This window comes from Lentzea sp. NPDC004782 (assembly GCF_040609115.1).
Classification (GTDB): Bacteria; Actinomycetota; Actinomycetes; order Mycobacteriales; family Pseudonocardiaceae; genus Lentzea.
Map to the genome: position 1 here is coordinate 54,397 of NZ_JBEXJN010000021.1, position 22,277 is coordinate 76,673.

A 22,277-nucleotide genomic window follows, 5' to 3' on the forward strand; every position below is an offset into this window, starting at 1 on the left:
TTCGGTGGACGGACGGATCGCGTTGTCGCCGGGGATGTTGCTGATGTTCGACGAGCGCTGGCCGGTCTTCACCGGGTCGGGTTACGCCGATGTCAAACGTCGCCATCACCCCCAGGTCATCTTGGAGGGCAGCGGATCGTTCGTCACCGACGACCACGTCGAGCAGTTCCAGCCACCGACGGAAACCGCGGAGGAACTTCAGCGTCACCACCTGCCGGAGCACGTCACGGCCCTGGCCACTCAAGGATGGCTGGTCGTCCCGGACAGCCGCGGCCGGGTTCGCTGGGTCTACAAGCAGTTCCCCGGCCCGGATTGGCAGGGATGGCACCTGCTCGTGCTGGTCACGAAGGCGACGCCGCTGGCGTACCTGTCGTTCCTCCGCCGCGAGGACATCCCCTACCTGGTGATCGGGGAGCTGCGCGTCGACCTGCCTGCGGCACTGGAGGAACTCGATCGCCGATTCGGAGTCCGGACCGTGGTCTCCACCGGGGGAGGCCGCCTGAACGGGGCACTGCTGCGCGCCGGACTGCTGGACGAGATCGAAATCGAGGTGGTCCCGATCGCCGTCGGCGGAACGACCACCCCGATCCTGTTCACCGCCGCTGACCTGCCCCCGGACGGTTCGCCGACCCAGCTGCGCCTGTTGGCGGCCGAGCCGCGCTCACGCGATCGGGTGCTGTTGCGCTACCAGGTGACGGAACACGGGAAATGACCTGCGGCAGGAACGTGCTCTGCTCACCGGGCAGTCCGTGAGCCATCACGACGAAGGGCCCGGCCAGGCCGGCTGTCGCTCGACGAACCCTGAGAACCGGCCTCGATTTTCCACCTGGGTCTGGCGAAGCAGGTCGGCCTAACTTACGCTTCCGTAAGTTACGGTTGCGTAGGTACTTCACCCCTGAATACGCCCTCAACCCCCCAGAGGTATCCGTATGACCACGACGATGGACCGGTCCACCGACCAGGGCCCCAAGCCGTTGATCGACGGACAGCGCGGTCACGCCGAGCAGTTCGGCGTGTACGTGTTCGTCATCGTTCCCTTCCTCGCCTTGCTGGCCGCCGTCCCGTTCGCCTGGGGCTGGGGCCTGGGCTGGGTCGACGTGGTGCTCTTCGTCGCGTTCTACTACCTCTCCGGCCTCGGCGTGACGATCGGCTACCACCGGTACTTCACGCACGGCTCGTTCAAGGCCAAGCGCCCGCTGAAGATCGCGCTGGCGATCGCGGGTTCGATGGCGCTGCAGGGCCCGGTCATCGACTGGGTGGCCGACCACCGCCGTCACCACGCGTTCTCCGACCGCGAGGGCGACCCGCACTCGCCGTGGCTCTTCGGCACCGGCCCGGCCGCACTGGCCAAGGGCTTCTGGCACGCCCACATGGGCTGGCTGTTCGAGCGCGACAAGACCAACCACAAGCGCTTCGCCCCCGACCTGATGGCCGACGAGGACCTCGTCCGGATCGACAAGCTCTTCTGGCTGTGGACGACGATCTCTCTCGTCGTGCCCGGTGTGCTGGGCGGCCTGATCACGTGGTCCGTCTGGGGCGGCGTCACGGCGTTCTTCTGGGCCGGTCTGGTCCGCGTCGCGTTCCTGCACCACGTCACCTGGTCGGTCAACTCGATCTGCCACATGGTCGGCGACCGCCCGTTCGCCGCGCGCGACCGTTCCGCGAACGTCTGGGCGTTGGCGATCCTCAGCTTCGGCGAGTCGTGGCACAACCTGCACCACGCCGATCCGACCTCCGCGCGTCACGGCGTGAAGCGCGGCCAGATCGACACCTCGGCCCGCCTGATCTGGATGTTCGAGAAGTTCGGCTGGGCGTGGAACGTCCGCTGGCCGAGCGAGCAGCGACTGGCCAGGATCAGCGTCAAGAAGTGAGCCCCGTAGGCTGGCTCGGGTGACCAGGGTCAGGATGACGGGCAAGGAACGCCGAGAGCAGCTCCTGGACGTCTCCCGCGCCCTGTTCGCCGAGAAGGGCTTCGAGGCCACCTCCATCGAGGAGATCGCGCACCGCGCCGGCGTCTCGAAGCCCGTCGTCTACGAGCACTTCGGCGGCAAGGAAGGCATCTACGCCGTCGTCGTCGACCGCGAGATGCAGCGCCTGATGGACCAGATCGTCGACGCGCTGGATGGCGGCGATCATCCGCGCGAGCTGCTCGAACGGGCCGCCAGTGCGCTGCTCGACTACATCGAGGGCTCGACGGACGGGTTCCGCATCCTGGTGCGCGACTCGCCCGTCGCCTCCTCCTCCGGGACGTTCTCGTCGCTGCTCAACGACATCGCCTCGCAGGTCGAGCACATCCTCGGCCTGCACTTCGCCAAGCAGGGCTACGACCGCAAGCTCGCCCCGCTGTACGCGCAGGCGCTGGTCGGGATGGTCGCGCTGACCGGCCAGTGGTGGCTGGAGGTGCGCAAGCCGAAGAAGGACGAGGTCGCCGCGCACCTGGTGAACCTCGCCTGGAAGGGCCTCTCCGCGATGGACCACAAGCCGCGCCTGCGCAGCCGCTCGTGAGCTGCCCGTTGTGCTTTAGTAAGCGCGCATATAGTATGCGTGCATGGCGAACTACTCGTACGAGCACAGCGTTGAAGGCCCCGCGACCGTGGCGGCGGTGTGGGCGTTGTGGAGCGACGTCTCGCGGTGGACGGAGTGGGACGAGGGGCTGGAATCCGTGACGCTGTCCGGCCCGTTCGCCGAGGGGGCCAGCGGCACGATGGTGGTCAAGGGACAGGGGCCGATCGCGTTCACCCTCACCTCGGTGACCGACTCCGGGTTCGTGGACGAGACGTCCGTGCCGGGCGCGTTGCTGCGGTTCAGCCACCACGTGGAGCCGGTGGACGGGGGTGTGCGCGTCACGCACTCCGTGGTGATCGAGGGGCCTGCGGCGCAGGAGTTCGGTCCGGTCGTGACGGCCGACCTGCCGGACGCGGTGGCGGCGCTGGTGAAACTGGCCTGCTGAAATTGTCGCTGTGACGCGTTTTTCCGGTCCGGACGAGTCTCCCGGCTTCCTGCTGTGGCGGGTGACGCTCGCGTGGCGACGGGCCATGCGAGTGGCACTGGCGCCGCACGACCTGACGCACGTGCAGTTCGTGCTGCTCGCGTCGTTGTGGTGGCTGGAGGGGCACAGCGGCGCGCCCTCCCAGCAACGCCTGGCCGAGCACGCCGGCACCGATCCGATGATGACCTCGCAGGTCCTGCGCAAGCTCGCGGACCGGGGGCTCGTCTCCCGGGAGGTGGACCCGTCCGACACGCGGGCCCGGCTGCTCTCGCTGACCGAGCCCGCCAAAGCGCTGGTCTCGCAGGCCATGAAGGACGTCGAGGACGCGGACGCCGCATACTTCGCGGGGCTGGGCGACGAGCACCAGGCCTTCGTCCGCGGTCTCACCCGTCTTCTGTGAGCCGCAGCAGCTTGTCGTTGGAACCGTTCGACGTGGTGAGGTAGAGCGACCCGTCCGGCGCGGTGCGGGCGGCGCGCAACCGCCCGTACTTGTCGTTGAGCTGGTCGGGGATGCTGACGTTCTGCACCTCGCCCTGCGCGTCCAACGTGAACAGCAGCAGCTTCGTCCCCTTGAGCGCGGTGACCGCGAGCTTGCCGTGCCAGAACGCCGGCTGGCAGATCGCCTCCGTCGGCGACCCCGACGACCACACGGCCGGCACCGCGTCCGGGAACCGCTTGAGGTCGGTCATCGGCACGCTCTCGTCGTACCCGCCCTGCGTGCCGCCCTTGGACGGGTCCCACCCGTAGTTGGCCCCGGCTTTGAGCAGGTTGACCTCGTCGTCCACGTCGGGCCCGTGCTCGCTGGAGAACACCTGGCCGGAGTCCGGCCGCACGACCACGCCCTGCACGTTGCGGTGCCCGTAGGTGTAGACGCGCCGCTCGTTGGCGTTCGCCGACTGGGCGAACGGGTTGTCCTTCGCCCCTTCACCGGTCTCGGCGTCGATCCGCAGCACCTTGCCGCCGAGACTCGTCCTGTCCTGCGGGTTGCGCCCCTGCGCGATGTCACCGGTCGCCACGAACATGGTGCCGTCCGGCGCGAGCGTGGGCCGGCACCCGGAGTGCCTGCCGCTCGGGTTCGAGGGCATGCCGGTGAGGAGGTTCTTCGTTTTCGTGGCCTTGGTGCCGTCGAGGCGGAACGTCACCAGCCGCACGTCGCTGACGGTGTTGTAGCAGACGGTGAAGCGCTGGTCGTCCGGGTGGATCACCAGTCCCATCAGGCCGCCCTCACCCTGCACCTTGACGTCGGTGAGGTCGATGTCGACCGGTGTGACCTGGCCGTTGCGGACCAGCTTGAGCCGGCCGGGGCGTTCGGTGACGAGGATCGAGCCGTCCTTGCGGAACCCGACGTCCCAGCCGTGTTCCAAGCCGGTGGCGACCTCCTCGACCTTCAGGCCCTGGGGCGGAGGCACCTTGGACGGCGCGTTCCCGCCTGGCGGAGGGGTGGAGCAGGCCGCTGACGCGAGTAGTAACCCCGCTGCCACTAATGCGCGCATGTCCCAACTATGCGTTTTGTGCCGTGGTGGTCACGTAAGGCCGTTCAACGGGCAGGAGTGCGCGCGCCTTGTCGTCATCGCCCGCACGCACAGCGGCATGCACCTCGCGCGCAAGGGCCGTCACGTCGGTGATGCTGATCGTCCACTCGTGCACGTACTTCTGCACGGCTTCGCGTGTCAGGCCGATCTGGACGGCCCGGTACGGCAACGCCTCGTGCCTCAGACCGCGCTCGGGATCCCACTGCACCCGCACGTCGGGCTTGCCGGAGATGGTGCTCTCGACGGCTCGGGACACCGCCCGGTCGAACCCCTCTCGGGCGATCCGCACGGCCGGCACCCGCTCCTGGCCTTCCTTCCGCGCGTAGCCGCAGCGGTACATCATCCAGAGGAACGACGGCTTGATCCACGTCATCCGTTCCATCTTGAACGGCGGTACGAACCGTTGCGCCGCCAGTGCGGGCTCGGCGATCGCGGGCCCGCCCGATATGCCCGATGAGAGCGCGCCCACGCGGCGAGCGTCGTCGATGAAGGGACCCTTCCTGAACCTGGGGTGGATGAAGGAGCCCTTCATCCACCACGACAAGGGCTCAGTTCCGGCTCTTGATCGAATCGCCAACCTCGCAACCTGGTTGACGGCCGAGCGACTTTGCCGGAGCCCTGCACTTCAGGTGGAGGAAGGTTCCCTTCATGAAGATCAGCACTCGCGGATGTGTCCGGCATGTCCGACGGGACCGCTCCCAGGGTCGCATGACGGGCCGCTGGACCGAGAATCCGTGTGTTGCTGATCGACGCGCGCTTGAGTTCCTGGCATTGGAGCTAAGGTGGGTATGAGACCCCTCGTCCCAGGCAGGGGTCTGTCTGGCGTTCCGCACTCGACGGGGTTTCTCACATGCCGCTGCTCGGCCTGCTCGATGGTGTCCTGCCCGACAAAGCCCTCCGCACGTTGATCGACTCCGCCGGCGTCCCCGAGCTGGAGCTGGACGGTCCGCTGGCCGCCCGCCCGCTCGTCGTCGCCGCGCTGTCCACCGCGAAGCCGGTCCTCGCCGTCACGGCCACGGGACGTGAGGCCGAAGAGCTGACCAACGTCCTCAAAGACCTCATCGGAGCGGACAAGGTCGCGTTCTTCCCCAGCTGGGAGACGCTGCCGCACGAACGGCTGTCGCCCCGCGCGGACACGGTGGGTGCGCGCCTGCAAGTGCTTCGCAGGCTCAAGCACCCCGAGGGCAACCCGATCAGGGTGCTCGTGACGACGGTCCGCAGCCTCATCCAGCCGATGGCGCCGGACCTGGGCGAGCTCCGGCCGGTGCGCCTGAAGACCGGTGAGGAGCAGGACTTCGCCGAGCTGATCACGCGGCTGGCCGAGAACGCCTACACGCGGGTCGACATGGTCGAGAAGCGCGGCGAGTACGCGACGCGCGGTGGCATCCTCGACATCTTCCCGCCGACTGCGGAGCACCCGTTCCGCGTCGAGTTCTGGGGGGACGAGGTCAGCGAGATCCGGCCGTTCTCCGTGCAGGACCAGCGGTCGCTGCCCACCCGGATCGACGAGTTCGTCGCGCCGCCGTGCCGTGAGCTGCTGCTCACCGAGGACGTGAAGGACCGGGCCCGCGACCTCGCCGAGGAGCACCAGTCGGACGCCCATCTCGCCGAGATGCTGGAGAAGATCTCCAACGGGATCGCGGTCGAGGGCATGGAGGCGCTCATCCCGGCGCTGTGCCCCGGTGAACTGCAGCTGCTCACCGAGGTCGTGGAACCGGGCACCCACGTGCTGCTCAACGACCCGGAGAAGATCCGGGCCAGGGCCGCCGACCTCGTGCGCACCGGTCAGGAGTTCCTCGAGGCGTCCTGGATGGCCGCGGCGGCCGGTGGCAAGGCGCCGATCGACCTCGGGCGCAGCGCCTACCAGAGCATCGGTGAGATCGCGGAGAGCGCGAAGTCGAACGGCCGTCCCTGGTGGACGCTCAGCCAGCTCACCACCGACGCGCCGGACGTCGTGCACCTGGACGTGAAGCCCGTTGAGGCCTATCAGGGCGATGTCGAACGCGCCTTCGCGGACCTCAAGGCGCACACCGCGACCGGTGGTGCGGCGGTGCTGGTGGTGCCCGGTGCCGGTACCGCGCAGCGCGCCGTGGAACGCATGAAGGACGCCGAGATCCCGGCCGTCCACGTGGAATCCCTCGACGAGGCACCGAAAGCGCGGACCGTCACGGTCGTCCGCGGCGCGCTCGAGGACGGCTTCGTGCTGCCGGACCTCGCGCTGGTGGTGCTCACCGAGACCGACCTGACCGGCGGCCGCGGTGGGACGTCCACGAAGGACATGCGCAAGATGCCGTCGCGGCGGCGCAACGCGGTGGACCCGTTGGCGCTCAAGGCGGGCGACTTCGTGGTGCACGAGCAGCACGGCATCGGCAAGTACGTCGAGATGGTCCAGCGCACGGTCGCCGGTGCCACTCGCGAGTACCTCGTCCTGGAGTACGCGAGCAGCAAGCGCGGCCAGCCCGGCGACCGGCTGTTCGTGCCGACCGACCAGCTCGACGAGGTCAGCCGGTACGTCGGCGGTGAGCTGCCCAGCCTCAACAAGCTCGGCGGCAGCGACTGGAAGAACACGAAGTCCAAGGCGCGCAAGGCGGTCAAGCAGATCGCGGCCGAGCTCGTGCAGCTCTACGCGGCCCGGCAGAGCGCTCCCGGCCACGCGTTCGCCCCGGACACGCCGTGGCAGCGCGAGCTGGAGGACGCGTTCGCGTTCACCGAGACGCAGGACCAGATGGCCGCGATCGACGAGGTCAAGGCCGACATGGAACGCGGCGTGCCGATGGACCGGGTCATCTGCGGTGACGTCGGCTACGGCAAGACGGAGATCGCGGTCCGCGCGGCGTTCAAGGCGGTGCAGGACGGCAAGCAGGTCGCGGTCCTGGTGCCGACGACGCTGCTGGCCCAGCAGCACCTCAACACGTTCTCCGAGCGCATGCGCCAGTTCCCGGTGAACATCAAGGGGCTCAGCCGGTTCACCGACGCGCAGGAGTCCGAGCAGACCATCGCCGGTCTCGCCGACGGCGAGGTCGACATCGTGATCGGCACGCACCGGCTGCTGCAGAAGACCGTGCGGTACAAGGACCTCGGCCTCGTGATCGTCGACGAGGAGCAGCGGTTCGGCGTGGAGCACAAGGAGCACATCAAGGCGCTCCGCACGCACGTCGACGTGCTGACCATGTCCGCGACGCCGATCCCGCGCACGCTGGAGATGTCGCTCGCCGGCATCCGCGAGATGTCGACGATCCTGACCCCGCCGGAGGAACGGCACCCGATCCTCACCTACGTCGGCGCGTACGACGACAAGCAGGTCGGTGCCGCGATCCGGCGCGAATTGCTGCGCGACGGCCAGGTCTTCTTCGTGCACAACAGGGTTTCGAGCATCGAGAAGGCCGCACGACGCATCCGCGACCTCGTACCGGAGGCACGGGTCGTCACCGCGCACGGCCAGATGAACGAAGACCGCCTGGAGAAGATCATCCAGGGCTTCTGGGAGCGCGAGTTCGACGTCCTCGTCTGCACCACGATCGTCGAGACCGGCCTGGACATCTCCAACGCCAACACGCTGATCGTCGAGCGCGGCGACCTGCTCGGCCTCGCCCAGCTGCACCAGCTGCGCGGACGTGTCGGCCGCGGCCGGGAACGCGGCTACGCGTACTTCCTGTACCCGGCCGAGACGCCGCTGACCGAGACCGCGCACGACCGGCTCGCCACGATCGCGCAGAACACCGAGCTGGGCGCCGGCATGGCGGTCGCGATGAAGGACCTGGAGATCCGCGGCGCCGGCAACATCCTCGGCGCCGAGCAGTCCGGGCACATCGCGGGCGTCGGCTTCGACCTGTACGTCCGGCTCGTCGGCGAGGCCGTCGAGGCGTTCCGCAAGCACGCGGGCGCGGAGAGCACCGAGGAGGAGGAGCTCGCCGACGTCCGCGTCGACCTCCCGGTCGACGCGCACATCCCGCACGAGTACGTGCCCGGCGAGCGGCTGCGCCTGGAGGCCTACCGCAAGATCGCGGCCGCCTCCGACGAAGCGGCGCTGCAGGCCGTCTGGGAAGAGCTCAAGGACCGTTACGGCACGCCGCCGGAACCGGTCGAGCGCCTCCTCGGCGTCGCCCGGCTGCGGCACACCTGCCGCCGCCACGGCGTCACCGAGGTGATCGCCATGGGGCAGAACCTGCGGTTCGCGAAGCTGGAGCTGCTCGACTCGCAGCTGGTCAGGATGCGCCGGCTGTTCCCGAAGGCCGTCTACAAGCAGGCCATGGGCACGGTCACGGTGCCCAGGCCGACGGAGGGAGCGGCGGGCGGCCGGATGGGTGCACCGCAGCTGCGCGACCAGGAGCTGCTGGACTGGTGCGGTGCGTTCCTCGACTCACTCGCGGGGACTCCCGTGACCCCGGTCACCACGGCGTGAGAAGGTAGATCCTCGTGAGCACTGTTCTGAAGCGTTTCTCGCTGGTCGGTGTTGCTGTGGCGCTCTTGGCCACCGGATGCGGCACCGGACCCGCCAAGGCCGGTTCGGCCGCGATCGTCGGAGATCAGGCGATCACGTTGAAGACCGTCCAGGACCGCACCGTGAGGGTGCTCAACAAGGAACCTGGCGCCAAGCAGGCGCGCGACCGGGGGCAGTTCAAGCTCGAACAGGTCTCCCGTGCGGTGCTCGCCAACGAGATCCTGCACAGGTTCGCCGAGAACGCGGCCCAGCGCGAGAACATCACGGTGGACGAGACGAAGGTCTACGACATCGTGCAGGAGCGCGGTGGGCCCGAGGCCGCCTCGGCGGACAGCCTGAACGACGCGACGAACATCCACCGCCAGATCCGCGACGCGCTGATCTTCGCCGAGCTCGCCCGGCGCAACCTCCCGACGCTGCAGGTCACCGTGGACTTCGTCTCCGTGAAGGACTCGAAGGAAGCGCAGAAGATGGCCGAGCAGGTCGCGGCCGACCCGGCGAAGATGGACGAGTTCATCCAGGCCGCACCGCGCAGCACCCAGGGGCCGCAGCTCTCCGGCAAGGACCGGCAGCTGCGGATCAGCGAGAACGCGTCGCTCGCGGGCACCCCGCTGTGGGCCGTGAAGCCGGGCACCGTCGTCGCGTTCAAGACCAACACCCAGTCGGCCACCTCGGAGGTCGCGCTCGTCAAGGACCGCAGGACGGTCTCGGCGGTGCCGGGCGAGGACGACATCGCCGACCGCGCCGACCCGAAGCTGCTCTTCGACTTCGGCCAGCGCATCGCCCAGTACCTCGCGGCCGACCTGTCGATGGAGGTCAACCCCCGCTACGGCGTGTGGGACCCGGTCGACACCACGGTCAAGCCGAGCGCGGGTGAGCTGTCGGGGTTCGTGGGCCCGGTCGCCACGAAGAACAAGTCTTGATCACCGTCGTAGTCCTGAGCGAGCGGCTCGACGCCGTGCTGCCCGCCGCCGCCCTGCCCGCGTTGCGCACGGCCAAGGCCGTCTACGCGGGCGAGGGCGTGCCGCTGGAGTTCTGGTCCTCCCTCGGGGTCGACGGACCCGCGCCGGCCGCGGTGGAGGACGGCGCGGTGGTGATCACGACGTCACCGGAGGCGTATCCGGGTGCCACCGTGATCACGACACCGGAGCCGATGGGCGCCGCACTGCTCGACGCGGCCGCCGTGATGCACCGGCTGCGCTCACCCGGCGGCTGTCCGTGGGACGCCGAGCAGGACCACCTGTCGTTGCGCCAGTACCTGCTCGAAGAGACCTTCGAGCTGCTGGAGGCGATCGAGGACGGTGACCGCGCGGCGATGCGCGAGGAGCTGGGCGACGTGCTGCTCCAGGTCCTGTTCCACGCGCGGGTCGCGGCCGAGCACGCGGAAGACCCGTTCGACGTCGACGCTGTCGCGTCCGAACTGGTGGCGAAGCTCGTCGGACGTCATCCGCACGTCTTCGAGGGGCACGACCCGGCCGTGCACGACGCGACCTCGCAGCAGCACCGCTGGGAGGAGCTCAAGCAGGTCGAGAAGCGGCGTGAGTCCAGTGTGGATGGTGTCGCGCTCGGTCAGCCGGCGGTAGCGCTGGCCGCGAAGCTGGTGCAGCGCACCAAACGCGCGGGTTTCCCCGTCGACCTGCTGCCGGAGGGCGACGACACCGGCACGACGTTGTTCGCCGTGACGGCGCTGGCGAAGCTCGCGGGTGAGGATCCGGAGACGGAACTTCGCCAGGTGTGCCGACGTTTCGCCGCGAACGTCCGCGAGGCGGAGGCCAAGGCACGGGCCGAAGGTATGGAATCTCTGGCCGCGGAGGACTGGCGTCGCTTTTGGCACTCCTGAAACGGTGAGCGTGGGCTAACGTCGATCTCGTGACTTACCTGCGGTATCCGCATCTGCGCGGTGACTTGGTGACGTTCGTGGCCGAGGACGACGTGTGGCTCGCGCCCGTCGACGGAGGAAGGGCCTGGCGCGCGTCCGCCGATCAGGTGCCGGCCCGCACGCCTCGGTTTTCCCCTGACGGCACGCAGTTGGCCTGGGCCAGCTGGATCGACGGCGCACCGGAGGTCCGGGTGGCGCCTGTGGACGGTGGCCCGGCACGCCGGTTGACGCACTGGGGTGTGACCCGCACGGCGGTGTCCGGGTGGACGCCGGACGGGCGGGTGCTCGCGGTGTCGACGACCGGGCAGATGTCCCGGCACCGCAAGCAGGCGCACGCCGTGCCGCTGGACGGCGGACCTTCCGAAGTGCTGCCGTACGGGTGGGTCAACGACGTCTCGTTCGGTCCGGACGGGCAGGTCGTCACGTCGTCGAGCTACATGCAGGAACCGGCCAACTGGAAGCGCTATCGCGGTGGTACCGCCGGAAAGCTGTGGGTGGACCTCACGGGTTCCGGCGAGTTCGAGCGGATTCTCGGCGATCTGAAGTCGTCGCTGGTGAACCCGATGTGGGTGGACGGGCGGATCGCGTTCCTGTCCGACCACGAGGGCGTCGGCAGCGTGTACTCGGTGCTGCCGGACGGTTCCGACCTGCGCCGCCACACGGCGGGCGAGTTCTACGCGCGCAACGCTTCCAGTGACGGCTCGCGGGTGATCTTCCACCAGGCGGGCGAGCTGTGGCTGCTGGAAGGCCTGTCGGACCTGCGCAAGCTCGACATCAAGCTCGGTGGCCCGCGCACCGGTCTGCAACCGCACCACGTCAAGGCTTCCGGCAACATCGAGTCGTTCAGCGTCGACCACACGGGCCGCGCATCCGCCGTTGAAGTCCGTGGCACCGTGCACTGGGTGACGCACCGCGATGGTCCCGTGCGCGCGTTGGCCGACCGCTCGGACGTCCGTGCGCGGCTGCCGAAGGTGCTCGGCGAGACCGATCACGTGGTGTGGGTGACCGATGTCGAGGGCGAGGAGGCCCTGGAGATCGCGCCCGTGGGTGGTGTCGAGCCGGGCAACACCGCACGCCGCGTCGCCTCCGGTCAGCTCGGCCGGGTCATGTCGCTGGCCGCCGCACCCGATGGTTCGCGCGTCGCCGTGGCCACGCACGACGGTCGGTTGTTGTTGGTGGACATCGCTTCCGGTGAGGTGCGCGAGGTCGTCAACGGGGCCAACGCGCACATCACGAACCTCGCGTTCTCGCCCGACTCGTCGTGGCTGGCGTGGTCGCACCCCGGCCCGCTCCCGTTGCGGCACATCAGGATGGTGAACACCTCGGATCTGTCCGTTGTGGACGTGACCCCGCTGCGGTTCGCCGACTTCTCGCCCTCCTTCACCGAGGACGGCAAGTACCTGGCGTTCCTGTCGATCCGCACGTTCGACCCCGTGTACGACGCGCACGTGTTCGACCTGTCGTTCCCCACGGGCTGCCGGCCGCACCTCGTGCCGTTGGCCGCCACCACGCCGTCGCCGTTCGACCCGATGTTCGGCGGGCGTCCGGTCGATGACGAGGACAAGGACTCCGACGACGAGGACGAGAAGACGTCGGTCACCAAGGTCGACGTCGAGGGCTTGGCCGATCGTGTCGTGCCGGTGCCCGTCGCGGCGGCGGAGTACGTCTCGCTCAAGGCCGCGCGCGGCGGGTTGCTGTGGTTGCGCCGGCCGTTGCTCGGGGTGCTGGGCGACAACCTGGCCACGCCGAACTCGCGGCCGCCGCGCACGGTCCTGGAGCGCTACGACTTCGGCAAGCTCAAGACCGAGGTGCTGGCGGACAGCGCGGAAGCGTTCGCGGTGTCCGGTGACGGCAAGCGGATGGTCGTCGAGGACCGCGGTGACCTGCGGGTCGTGCCGTCGGACAGCAAGGCGGACGAGGACTCCGCCGACTGCGTCGAGATCGACCTCTCGCGCGTGCGCGTCGTGGTCGACCCGGCGGCGGAGTGGGCGCAGATGTACGCCGAGAACGGGCGGCTCATGCGCGACCACTTCTGGCGCACCGACATGGGCGGCGTCGACTGGCAGGGCGAGCTGGACCGCTACCGGCCGCTGGTGGCCGAGGTGGGCAGCCACGACGACCTGGTCGACCTGCTGTGGGAGGTGCAGGGCGAGCTCGGCACCTCGCACGCCTACGTCTGGGGCGAGGCGCCGAGCGTGCCCGCGTCCCGTCGTCAGGGCCTGCTGGGCGCGGACCTGGTGCGTTCCGGCTCCGACTGGATCGTGGAGCGCGTGATCCCCGGCGAGACGTCCGATCCGCACGCGCGTTCGCCGCTGGCCGCGCCTGGCGTGGCCGTGCGCGCGGGCGATGCCATCGTGGCCGTTGACGGGCGTCCGGTCGGTCTGGCCGGTCCTGGCGCGTTGTTGGTGGGGACTGCCGGTAAGCCGGTGGAGCTGACCGTGCGGCCCGGTGGTGGTGGCGAGCTGCGCCGGGTCGTGGTGGTGCCTCTGGCTGATGAGGAGCCTCTGCGTTACCACTCGTGGGTGGCTGATCGGCGTGCGTTCACACATCGGCTGTCCGGTGGCCGCGTGGGTTATCTGCACGTGCCGGACATGATGGGGGCCGGCTGGGCGCAGCTGCACCGCGACCTGCGGGTGGAGCTGGCCAGGGAGGCTCTGGTGCTGGACGTGCGCGAGAACGGCGGCGGGCACACCTCTCAGCTGGTGATCGAGAAGCTGGGTCGCAAGGTCATCGGCTGGTCGGTGGCCCGCGGGTACACGCAGCCCGAGTCGTACCCGCAGGACGCGCCCCGCGGACCGGTCGTGGCGGTGGCCGACGAGTTCGCGGGCTCGGACGGCGACATCGTCAACGTGGCCATCAAGGAGCTCGGGATCGGACCCGTCGTCGGCGTCCGGACGTGGGGCGGTGTCATCGGCATCGACATGCTCTACTCGCTCGTCGACGGCACCATGGTCACCCAACCGAGGTACGCGTCCTGGTTCAAGGGCCACGGATGGGCCGTGGAGAACTACGGTGTCGACCCGGACATCGAGGTGGTCATGACACCGTCCGACCGCGTTTCCGGGCGCGACCCGCAGCTGGAGAAGGCCGTTTCGTTGGCTCTGGAAAGCCTTTCATCTTCGCCTGCTGCTCACGCTCCGGAGCTGCCACCGCTGGCCTGACAACCCCATCGTGTGACTAAAGAACTGTGACGGACTGTTCCGTGTGGACGATCAACCAGACGGAACAGTTGTCACCGTTCGGGGGTGCGTCCAGATGAGTCATCGTGAAGAGCCGCGCAGCGGTCGCGGATGCTTCGGAGCCGTGGTCGTCGTGCCGTTCCTGGCACTCGGCGGCATGTTCGCGTTGATCGCCCTGACGGGGTCTCCCGACGAGGCACCGCTGGCGGCGCCGCCGCCCGCCCGGCCCACCTCGCAGTGGTGGACCGAGCCGTTCGAGACCGGGACGTCGCTGGCCACCGTCACCGAGACCGTGGTGGTGGAAGGGGCGGCTCGGGAGGTCCGGGCGGCTCGGCTGGCCACGCAGACTCGGGTCGCGGTGTCCACAGTGACCGAGACCGTTCAGGTCACCGGGGTCAAACCCGCTGCCAATGCACGGAACGAGCCTCCCGGTGATCCCGGCGATGCCGAGCCCACCCGGACCTCGCCGTCCACTTCGGTCGTTTCGACTCCGGTCGTCACGTCGGCGTCCAGCTCGCCGCCCGCGCCTCCGGCGCCGCCTGCCACTTCCGCGCCCGGCTCTGGCGGGCCGGTCACGCAGACTCCGGTGCCGTCCACGCCTCGGTCCGAGGAACCGGTTCCGACCACGCCGGGCAAGCCTGGTGAGCCGGGCAAGCCCGGTGGACCCGGTAAGCCCGGTAAGCCCGGCGGTCCTGGTCGGTCTGATGAGCCGGGCAAGCCTCCCTGTGATCGGTCCGAGCCCGCGCCTTCGCCGGAAGAGCCTGCTCCGGGTGAGGTTTCCGCCGGGGCGACGCTGGAGTTGCCACTGCCTTCCCCTGCCGGGGTTTCGTCCACGTCCTCCGCGCCCTCGGCAGGGGCCTGAGAGAGGGGGTTGGGGTCTTCTACCGCCAGGCCCCAACTTCCTTCAGGGCTTCGAGATCGCACAGTTTGTTGTGCAGTGCGGGGCTGGGTGTTGCTCCTGTGTCGGTCGCCCCGACTGGCCGGCACTTGTTCCCGGGGTCACCTGGCCTGCGGGGCAGCGGGGTTCCGCTGCCCCGTTTCTGCGTGTCCGGGGCTACTGAGCCGCGCTTGCCCTCGCGTAGGCGTCAGCTCCGCTGAAGACGTTCTGGCCGTACTCCACCGAGTTGTTGTAGGCCATCACCGCCGCCCACCAGCCCTGGCCGGTGCCCAGGTCGCGGGATCCGCCCGCGCACAGGTAGCGCGCGGCGGTGAGGGCGGCGTCGTCGATGTTCTGCGGGTCCGGGGGAAGGCCGTCTTCCGCCGCGCGCTTGGCCCAGCGGTTCCACGTGCCCGGGATGAACTGCATCGGGCCCACCGCGCGATCCCAGGTCGGGTCGCCGTCGAGGCGGCCGCCGTCGGTGTCCTTGACGGCTCGGACACCGGGGGAGCCGTCGAGGGGGATGCCGATGATCGGGCGGCTGGGGAGGCCGTTGTCCTGCAGGCGGGTGCCGTTGATGGTGCCGTGGCGGGACTCCACCCGGCCGATGCCGGCCAGGGTGGCCCAGGAGATTCGGCAGGCGGGGGCTTCGCGCTGCATCGCCAGGTCGGCGGCGGCGTAGGCCTGCAGGGCTCGTACTGGGATGTCGGTCTTCGAGGCGACTCTGGTCGCCCACTCGTTCAGGGGGTTCGCGCCTGCTACGGCGGCCGGCCCCGGTGCGGCGGCGCCTGGTTCCACGTCCTGGATCGGGACCAGGAACGGAGGTGGGCCCAGTGGCGCGGTGTCCCTTCGGTTCAGGGCGCCCAGGGCCCAGGCGCCCGCGGCCACCACGACGACCAGCAGCAGCACCAGGACGATGCGGCCGATGACGTTGCCGTAGGCGGGGCGGCGGACGTGGGTTTTCACGGGCGGCGGCGGGACCACGAAACCCAGGCTACGGGTTCCTCGGAGCCGCCGACGGGGCCAAGCGTGATGAAACCGGCACTGATGGCGGCTGGACATACAGGTGAGGCTTACCTTAAATAAGGCCGACCTAATTTGTGGAGGGCGTCGAGATGTTGTTCAGCAATGGGCTGATCGGGCTACGGGAAGGCCTCGAGGCCGCGCTCGTGGTGAGCATCTTGATCGCATTCCTCGTGAAAACGGACAGAAGGTACGCGCTCAAGTGGGTTTGGGTCGGCGTGGTGACCGCGGTGGCACTGTCCGTGGCGGCCGGGGCGATCATCACCTTCAGCGCTGCCGGGATGAGCTTTGAGCAGCAGGAGGCGTTCGGCGGGACGATGTCGATCATTGCGGTCGCGTTCGTCACCGGAATGATCTTCTGGATGCGCAAGGCGGCCAAGACGATCGCGGCCGAGCTGCGCGGCAAAATGGACGAGGCGCTCAAGGTCGGGCCGCTGGCCATCGTCGTTGTGTCCCTTTTGTCCGTTGGCCGGGAAGGGCTGGAGACGGCCGTCTTCTTCTATTCCAGCGTGCAGGCCGCCGGTGGGGGCACCACCGAGCCGTTGTTCGGGTTCCTGGCGGGAATCCTGGTGGCGGTGGTGATCGCGGCGCTGCTGTACCAAGGGGCGATCCGGTTCGACCTCGGCAAGTTCTTCAGCGTCACCGGTGTGCTGCTCGTCTTCGTGGCCGCGGGGGTGCTCAGCTACGGGATCCACGACCTGCAGGAGGCGGCGATCCTGCCGGGGTTGAACACGCTGGCGTTCGACATCAGCGGCACCGTGCCCGAGGACTCCTGGTACGGGGCGCTGCTCAAGGGGTTCTTCAACTACTCGCAGCGCACGTCCGTGCTGCAGGCCATCGCGTGGGTCTCCTACGTGGGCGTTGTTCTGTCCGTGTTCCTCATCCGGCCGCGCCGTCGCGCCGCCGTGGCCAACTGATCAATGGAGTTGTGACCGTGCGCAAGGCAGTAGTGATTCTCGGTTCGCTCGCGGTGCTGGCGGCGTGCAGCGGCAAACCCGCGAACAACGCGAGTGGGGCCATCGCTGTCGAGGCGACTGACGACGCGTGCAAGGTGTCCAAGACCGAGGCGAGCACCGGCCCCGTCACGTTCGAGGTGACCAACAAGGGCGCCAAGGTGACCGAGTTCTACCTCTACGCGGAGGGCGACCGGATCCTCGGCGAGGTCGAGAACATCGGGCCCGGTCTCAGCCGGAAGCTGATCGTCGAGGTCACGGAGCCGGGCAAGTTCCAGACCGCGTGCAAGCCCGGCATGAAGGGCGACGGCATCCGCGGCGACTTCACGGTCACCGGTGACAGCAAGAAGTCGAGCGACGGCAACGCGTTGCTGGGCGAGGCGACCAAGAGCTACCAGCGCTACGTCACCTCGCAGGCCGACCAGCTGGGGGCCAAGACCGAGGAGTTCGTCAACGCCGTCAAGGCCAAGAAGGTCGACGACGCCAAGGCGCTCTTCCCCGTGGCGCGCACCTACTGGGAGCGCATCGAGCCGGTCGCGGAGAGCTTCGGCGACCTCGACCCCAAGATCGACGGCCGCGAGGACAAGATCGAGAACGGTCAGGCGTTCACCGGCTTCCACCGCCTGGAGAAGGACCTGTGGACCTCCGGGCTGCAGGCCGACTCCGACAAGATCGCGGACCAGCTGCTGGCCGACGTCAAGGAGATCGTGGCCAAGGCGAAGACGGTCGAGCTGACGCCGGTCGAGCTGGCCAACGGTGCCAAGGAGCTGCTGGACGAGGTCGCCACCGGCAAGATCACCGGTGAGGAGGACCGCTACTCGCACACCGACCTGTGGGACTTCCGCGCCAACGTCGACGGCTCGCAGGCCGCGATCGCCGCGCTGCGCCCGGCCGTGGAGCAGAAGGACAAGGCGCTCGTGTCCACTTTGGATGCAAAGTTCAAGGCGCTCGACGAGGCGCTGGAGAAGCACCGCAAGGGTGACGGCTTCAAGTCCTACCAGGAGCTGTCGCAGGACGAGGTCAAGGCGCTGGCCGAAGTCGTCGACGCACTCGGCGAGCCGGTCAGCAAGGTCGCAGAGGTGGTGTCGGCCAAGTGACGACAGGGGTTCCCCGGCGCAGGCTGCTCGGGTTCGCAGGCGCCGGTGTGGCGCTCGCGGGCGCGGGTGCCGCTGCCGGAGCGTTCGCGACGAAGCAGTCGCCGGAGGTCGAGAACGTCGCCGCGGCGAAGGTGCCGTTCCGCGGTGAGGTCCAGGCGGGCATCACCACGCCCGCGCAGGACCACATGCACTTCGTCGCGCTGGACGTGAAGACGACCAGCCGCGACGAGCTGATCGACCTGCTCAAGCAGTGGACCGTGGCCGCGGAGCGGATGACCGCCGGCCAGGAGGCCGCGGAGAACGGCGCGGTCGGCGGCAACGCCGCGGCACCGCCCAAGGACACCGGCGAGGCGCTCGACCTGCCCGCGTCCGCGCTGACGCTGACGATCGGCTTCGGACCGTCGCTGTTCGACGACCGGTTCGGGCTGAAGGACAAACGGCCGGAGGCGTTGATCGACCTGCCGCGCTTCCCGCAGGACCAGCTGGACCCGTTGCGCTCCAACGGTGACATCTGCATCCAGGCGTGCGCGAACGACCCGCAGGTCGCCGTGCACGCGATCCGCAACCTGGTCCGGATCGGGTTCGGCCGGGTCGCGGTGCGCTGGTCGCAGCTCGGGTTCGGCCGCACGTCGTCGACCACGCGCTCGCAGGTCACGCCGCGCAACATGTTCGGGTTCAAGGACGGCACCCGCAACATCAAGGCCGAGGACACCGACCTGCTGCGCGACCACGTGTGGGTCACCGAGGGGCCTGAGTGGATCCGCGGCGGCACGTACCTGGTGGCGCGCCGGATCCGCATGCACATCGAGATCTGGGACCGCACCTCGCTCACCGAGCAGGAGCAGATCATCGGCCGCACCAAGGGCGAGGGCGCACCGCTCGGGCAGCAGAAGGAGTTCGACGAGCCCGACCTGCACGTCCGGGGCGCCGGTGGCGTTCCGCTGATCGGCGAGACCTCGCACATCAGGCTCGCGTCGGCGGAGTCGTTGAACGGCGTGCGGATCCTGCGCCGCGGCTACAACTTCACCGACGGCTCGGACGGGCTCGGACACCTCGACGCCGGCCTGTTCTTCCTCGGGTTCAGCCGCGACTCGCGCACGCACTACGTGCCGATGCAGCAGGCGCTGTCCACAAAGGACAAGATGATGGAGTACGTGGAGCACACCGGTTCCGCGCACTTCGCCGTGCCGCCGGGCGTGAAGGAGGGCGAGTTCTGGGGCCAGGGCCTGTTCCGCTAGTTCCCCGAACCCGGCGCGCCGGGCGCTCGATGAAGGGCGCCTTCATCCACCTCACGTCGATGAAGGCGCCCTTCATCGAGGTCGAGCGCGAGCCGGGTTCAGGTGCCCAGGGCCATCCGGGCTTTGACCTCACCGAGCGCTTCCTGGTACTCGGGTGACGGGTTCATCGCGACCGCCATCCGCAACTGGGCGAGCGCCTCGGTGAGGCGTCCCAGCCGCTGCAGCGTCTTGCCGAGCGCGAACCGCGCGTAGTGGTCGCTCGGGTCGAGGTCGAGGACCTTGCGGAACGCTTCCTCGGCCCGGTTGAGCTGCGCGGACCCGAGATAAGCCCGGCCGGCCAGCAGCTGCACCGACGGCGCCTCCCCGGCCTCGGCCAGCACCTGCTTCAGCTCACGCAGCGCGTCGAGAGGCCGACGCTGCGCGAGCAACGCCTCCGCCTTCCGGAACGCCTCGAAGGTGCTGTCCGTCATTCGATCAACGTTACCCACCGCTCGCGGGTTCTTCGACTGCCGTCCGGGCGACAGCACCCTTCGGGGTGGTCGTGCCGAGCCAGCACGCCCCGAACCCGAGCACCAGCCCGGCCACGACCCCGGCCGTCGGCACCTGTCCGAGCAACGGCCACGCGATCAACGCCGTCACCGACGGCACCACAGAGGACAGCGTGGTCATGGCCGCCGCGCCACCGTCGCGCACCCCGACGAGGAACAGCGACGCCCCGCCCATCGAGTTCACCAGCACCAGGAACGCGACGGCCGGCCAGAACTGCCGCCAGTCGGTCACCCCGGCGTTCTCGGTCAGCGCGAGTAAACCGACCACCGGCACCGACACGGCGTGCTGCACGGCGTTGCCGCTGCGGAAATCCGTGTCGCGGCAGAACTTCTGCTGGTGGACCCCGCCCGCGACGAAGCACAGCATGCCCAGCACGGTGAACATCGCGCCGGACCCGAACGACGCCAGCCGGTCCCACAGCGCCGTGAGCACGGCGGCGGCGCCCAGTGCGAGCCCGAGCACCTGCGCGAGTCCAATTCGGACTCTGAACACACCCGCTGCCACCACGGCCGTCAGCACCGGTGTGCACGAGATGATCAACGCGGTGACCGACGCCGGCACGCCCAGCCGCAGCCCGAGGTACACGCCGGAGAACTGGCCCGCCTGCACCAGCAGGCCCGCCACGCACGTGTGGACGAGCAGCCGGCCGCGTGGCCGGCTCGCGCCGGTCGTGAGGGCCACGAGCGCCATCAGGGCGGCGGCGAGCGCGAAGCGGATGGTGGTCATGAGGAACGGAGGAGCGACGGCCACGGCGAGCGCGCCCACCGGGTAACCGGAGGCCCAGACCAGCACCGTGCCCGCCGCGAAACCGGGTTTGATCCGCACGGCTCAGGACTACCAGCCGGTGCCGTCGCGCACGAGGTCCCGTTCCGATCTACAGCACGGACGCCATCCGCCGGACCGCCTCGGTGATGATCTCCGGTGAGGTCGCGAGGTTCATCCGCACGAACCCCTTGCCGCCGGTGCCGAACGGGATCCCGGAGTTCAGCGCGACCCGGCCGTTCTTCAGGAAGACCTTGCCGGGGTCGTCACCGAGGCCGAGCCCGCGGCAGTCCAGCCACGCCAGGTACGTGCCCTGGCCGGGCGTCCAGCGCACGCCGGGCAGCTGCGCGGCCAGCAGGTCGGCGAGCAGTCGCCGGTTCTCGTCCAGCCCGGTGAGCAGCGCGTCCAGCCAGTCGCCGCCGTGCCGCAGTGCTGCCGTGTGGGCGAGGATCCCGACGTGGCTCGGCCCGTGGCTCACCTCTTCCGGCAGCCGTTTCAGGTCCTCGGCCGACGCCGGTCCGGCGATCGCGAGCGCGGCCTTGAGCCCGGCCAGGTTCCAGGCCTTGGAGGCCGACATCAACGACAGCCCGTCGTCGGCGACGCTGAGGTACGGCACGAACTTCGCGGTCGTGATCGGTGCGTGGATCTCGTCGGCCACCACGCGCACGCCGTGCTCACGCGCCAGCCGCGCGACCTCCGCGAGCTCGGCTCCGGTGTGCACCGTGCCGGTCGGGTTGTGCGGACTGCACAGCAGGTACACCGCGCCCTTACCCGCCCTGGTGAACGCGTCCCGCAGCGCGGTGAAGTCGATCCGGTGGGTTTCGTCGAGCGGAGCCTCCACCACGGTGCGGCCCAGCGACTCGACGAACTGGTAGAACGGCGGGTAGACCGGGCAGTTGACCACCACCGGCGCGTCCCGGTGCGAGACGAGCCGGAGCATCTCGACGACGCCCAGCATCACGTCCGGCACGATCGCGGTGTGCTCGACGGCGGGTGCCCAGTCCCAGCGGCTCTTCGCGAACTCGGCCAGAGCTTCTGCGTAGGCGGTCCCGCAGGGGTAACCCGTGTCGCCGAGCGCCACGGCGTCGGTGATCGCGCGGGCGACGGGTTCGGCCAGGAGGACGTCCATCTCGGCCACCCACAAGGGCAGCACGTCCTCGGGGTAGTGCCGCCACTTCATGCTGGTGCGTCGCCTCAGCTGGTCCAGGGAGAGCTGACGTAACGGGTTCATGCAGCAAAAGCTAGGGGAACTCGGCGGCAAGGTGTTTGCGTTGTTTGCTCATGGACGCCGTGGATCGCAAAATTCTTGCTGAACTGCAGCGCGACGGCCGGATCACCGTCACCGACCTGGCCCAGCGGGTGCAGCTGAGCATCTCGCGCTGCCAGCGGCGCCTGCGCGAGCTGGAACGCGACGGGGTCATCCGCGGCTACCGCGCGGTGGTGGACGCCGCCGCGGTCGGGTTCGGTTTCGAGGCGCTGGTCTTCGTCAAGCTCCGGCTGGACACCATGGCCGACTTCGACCGCGCCCTGGCCGGCGTGCCGAACGTCGTGGAGGCGCAACGGCTGTTCGGCAGCCCCGACTACCTGCTGCGCGTGGTCACCCCGGATCTCGTGTCCTACCAGCGCCTCTACGAGGAGACGCTGGCGAAGCTGCCGGGCGTGCGCGGGCTGACGTCGACCATCGTGATGAAGCAGGTGATCGAGCCGCGCCCGTTGCCCGCCCACCCCTGACGTCGGGGGAAGCGGGGAATGCGCGCG

At 69.3% G+C, this 22,277-nt stretch carries 20 protein-coding genes; 14 read left to right on the top strand and 6 right to left on the bottom strand.

What is annotated here, in order from left to right:
* The first annotated feature begins 4 nt into the window (after positions 1-4).
* The 5 genes from ABZV40_RS20445 (at position 5) to ABZV40_RS20465 (ending at position 3,389) form a co-directional block, all read left to right on the top strand.
* Complete coding sequence (locus ABZV40_RS20445) at positions 5-712, top strand: dihydrofolate reductase family protein (RefSeq protein ID WP_355443494.1); 708 nt, start codon at positions 5-7, stop codon at positions 710-712.
* Between the two features lie 217 nt (positions 713-929).
* Positions 930-1,871 (top strand): acyl-CoA desaturase, encoded by a 942-nt coding sequence (locus ABZV40_RS20450; protein ID WP_355443497.1) that lies wholly within the window; start codon positions 930-932, stop codon positions 1,869-1,871.
* A 34-nt stretch (positions 1,872-1,905) separates the two neighbouring features.
* Positions 1,906-2,505: a TetR/AcrR family transcriptional regulator gene (locus ABZV40_RS20455; RefSeq protein ID WP_355443767.1), complete on the top strand. Its 600-nt coding sequence runs from the start codon at positions 1,906-1,908 to the stop codon at positions 2,503-2,505.
* A 43-nt stretch (positions 2,506-2,548) separates the two neighbouring features.
* Positions 2,549-2,950 carry an SRPBCC family protein gene (locus ABZV40_RS20460; protein WP_355443500.1) on the top strand — a complete coding sequence of 134 codons (402 nt, stop codon included), beginning with the start codon at positions 2,549-2,551 and terminating at the stop codon, positions 2,948-2,950.
* A 10-nt stretch (positions 2,951-2,960) separates the two neighbouring features.
* Positions 2,961-3,389, top strand: coding sequence for a MarR family transcriptional regulator (locus tag ABZV40_RS20465; RefSeq protein ID WP_355443503.1), 429 nt, complete (start codon positions 2,961-2,963; stop codon positions 3,387-3,389).
* Here ABZV40_RS20465 and ABZV40_RS20470 read toward each other — a convergent pair.
* Both ABZV40_RS20470 and ABZV40_RS20475 read right to left on the bottom strand, forming a co-directional pair.
* On the bottom strand, positions 3,373-4,482 hold the full coding sequence (locus tag ABZV40_RS20470) for a PQQ-dependent sugar dehydrogenase (protein ID WP_355443506.1): 1,110 nt from the start codon (positions 4,480-4,482) through the stop codon (positions 3,373-3,375). The two genes, ABZV40_RS20465 and ABZV40_RS20470, sit on opposite strands and share 17 nt — an antisense overlap.
* 7 nt (positions 4,483-4,489) lie before the next feature.
* Positions 4,490-4,990, bottom strand: a complete 501-nt coding sequence (locus ABZV40_RS20475) for a DUF4291 domain-containing protein (RefSeq protein ID WP_355443509.1) — start codon at positions 4,988-4,990, stop codon at positions 4,490-4,492.
* 381 nt (positions 4,991-5,371) lie between these two features.
* On the opposite strand from ABZV40_RS20475, the gene mfd reads away from it, so the two are divergent.
* The 5 genes from mfd to ABZV40_RS20500 all read left to right on the top strand — a co-directional run bounded on the left by mfd (position 5,372) and on the right by ABZV40_RS20500 (position 14,882).
* On the top strand, positions 5,372-8,923 hold the full coding sequence (mfd, locus tag ABZV40_RS20480; RefSeq protein ID WP_355443512.1) for a transcription-repair coupling factor: 3,552 nt from the start codon (positions 5,372-5,374) through the stop codon (positions 8,921-8,923).
* Between the two features lie 14 nt (positions 8,924-8,937).
* Positions 8,938-9,885: a hypothetical protein gene (locus tag ABZV40_RS20485; RefSeq protein ID WP_355443515.1), complete on the top strand. Its 948-nt coding sequence runs from the start codon at positions 8,938-8,940 to the stop codon at positions 9,883-9,885.
* Positions 9,882-10,802, top strand: coding sequence for a MazG family protein (locus tag ABZV40_RS20490; RefSeq protein ID WP_355443518.1), 921 nt, complete (start codon positions 9,882-9,884; stop codon positions 10,800-10,802). Before ABZV40_RS20485 ends, ABZV40_RS20490 begins: the two co-directional genes overlap by 4 nt.
* A 29-nt stretch (positions 10,803-10,831) precedes the next feature.
* Positions 10,832-14,002, top strand: a complete 3,171-nt coding sequence (locus ABZV40_RS20495; RefSeq protein ID WP_355443521.1) for a PDZ domain-containing protein — start codon at positions 10,832-10,834, stop codon at positions 14,000-14,002.
* 94 nt (positions 14,003-14,096) lie between these two features.
* Positions 14,097-14,882: a hypothetical protein gene (locus tag ABZV40_RS20500; protein WP_355443524.1), complete on the top strand. Its 786-nt coding sequence runs from the start codon at positions 14,097-14,099 to the stop codon at positions 14,880-14,882.
* 192 nt (positions 14,883-15,074) lie between these two features.
* On the opposite strand, the gene ABZV40_RS20505 is transcribed toward ABZV40_RS20500, so the two are convergent.
* Positions 15,075-15,881 (bottom strand): murein transglycosylase, encoded by an 807-nt coding sequence (locus ABZV40_RS20505; RefSeq protein WP_355443527.1) that lies wholly within the window; start codon positions 15,879-15,881, stop codon positions 15,075-15,077.
* A 131-nt stretch (positions 15,882-16,012) separates the two neighbouring features.
* Between ABZV40_RS20505 and efeU the strand changes: the two genes are divergently transcribed.
* The 3 genes from efeU to efeB are packed head-to-tail and all read left to right on the top strand — an operon-like array spanning position 16,013 to position 19,208.
* Positions 16,013-16,837 carry an iron uptake transporter permease EfeU gene (efeU, locus tag ABZV40_RS20510; RefSeq protein ID WP_355443530.1) on the top strand — a complete coding sequence of 275 codons (825 nt, stop codon included), beginning with the start codon at positions 16,013-16,015 and terminating at the stop codon, positions 16,835-16,837.
* Between the two features lie 11 nt (positions 16,838-16,848).
* Entirely contained in the window at positions 16,849-17,970 is a 1,122-nt protein-coding gene (efeO, locus tag ABZV40_RS20515; RefSeq protein ID WP_355443533.1) for an iron uptake system protein EfeO, read from the top strand.
* Positions 17,967-19,208 (top strand): iron uptake transporter deferrochelatase/peroxidase subunit, encoded by a 1,242-nt coding sequence (gene efeB, locus ABZV40_RS20520; protein ID WP_355443536.1) that lies wholly within the window; start codon positions 17,967-17,969, stop codon positions 19,206-19,208. The genes efeO and efeB overlap by 4 nt, the downstream gene beginning before the upstream one ends.
* 98 nt (positions 19,209-19,306) lie before the next feature.
* Here efeB and ABZV40_RS20525 read toward each other — a convergent pair whose 3' ends face one another.
* From ABZV40_RS20525 to ABZV40_RS20535, 3 genes are read right to left on the bottom strand one after another with little or no spacing between them, the layout of a single operon-like run.
* Positions 19,307-19,678 carry a tetratricopeptide repeat protein gene (locus tag ABZV40_RS20525; RefSeq protein ID WP_355443539.1) on the bottom strand — a complete coding sequence of 124 codons (372 nt, stop codon included), beginning with the start codon at positions 19,676-19,678 and terminating at the stop codon, positions 19,307-19,309.
* 10 nt (positions 19,679-19,688) lie between these two features.
* Entirely contained in the window at positions 19,689-20,582 is an 894-nt protein-coding gene (locus ABZV40_RS20530; protein ID WP_355443541.1) for a DMT family transporter, read from the bottom strand.
* A 49-nt stretch (positions 20,583-20,631) separates the two neighbouring features.
* Positions 20,632-21,750 carry a MalY/PatB family protein gene (locus ABZV40_RS20535; protein ID WP_355443544.1) on the bottom strand — a complete coding sequence of 373 codons (1,119 nt, stop codon included), beginning with the start codon at positions 21,748-21,750 and terminating at the stop codon, positions 20,632-20,634.
* Between the two features lie 50 nt (positions 21,751-21,800).
* On the opposite strand from ABZV40_RS20535, the gene ABZV40_RS20540 reads away from it, so the two are divergent.
* Positions 21,801-22,250: an Lrp/AsnC family transcriptional regulator gene (locus ABZV40_RS20540; protein WP_355443547.1), complete on the top strand. Its 450-nt coding sequence runs from the start codon at positions 21,801-21,803 to the stop codon at positions 22,248-22,250.
* Positions 22,251-22,277: the final 27 nt, after the last annotated feature.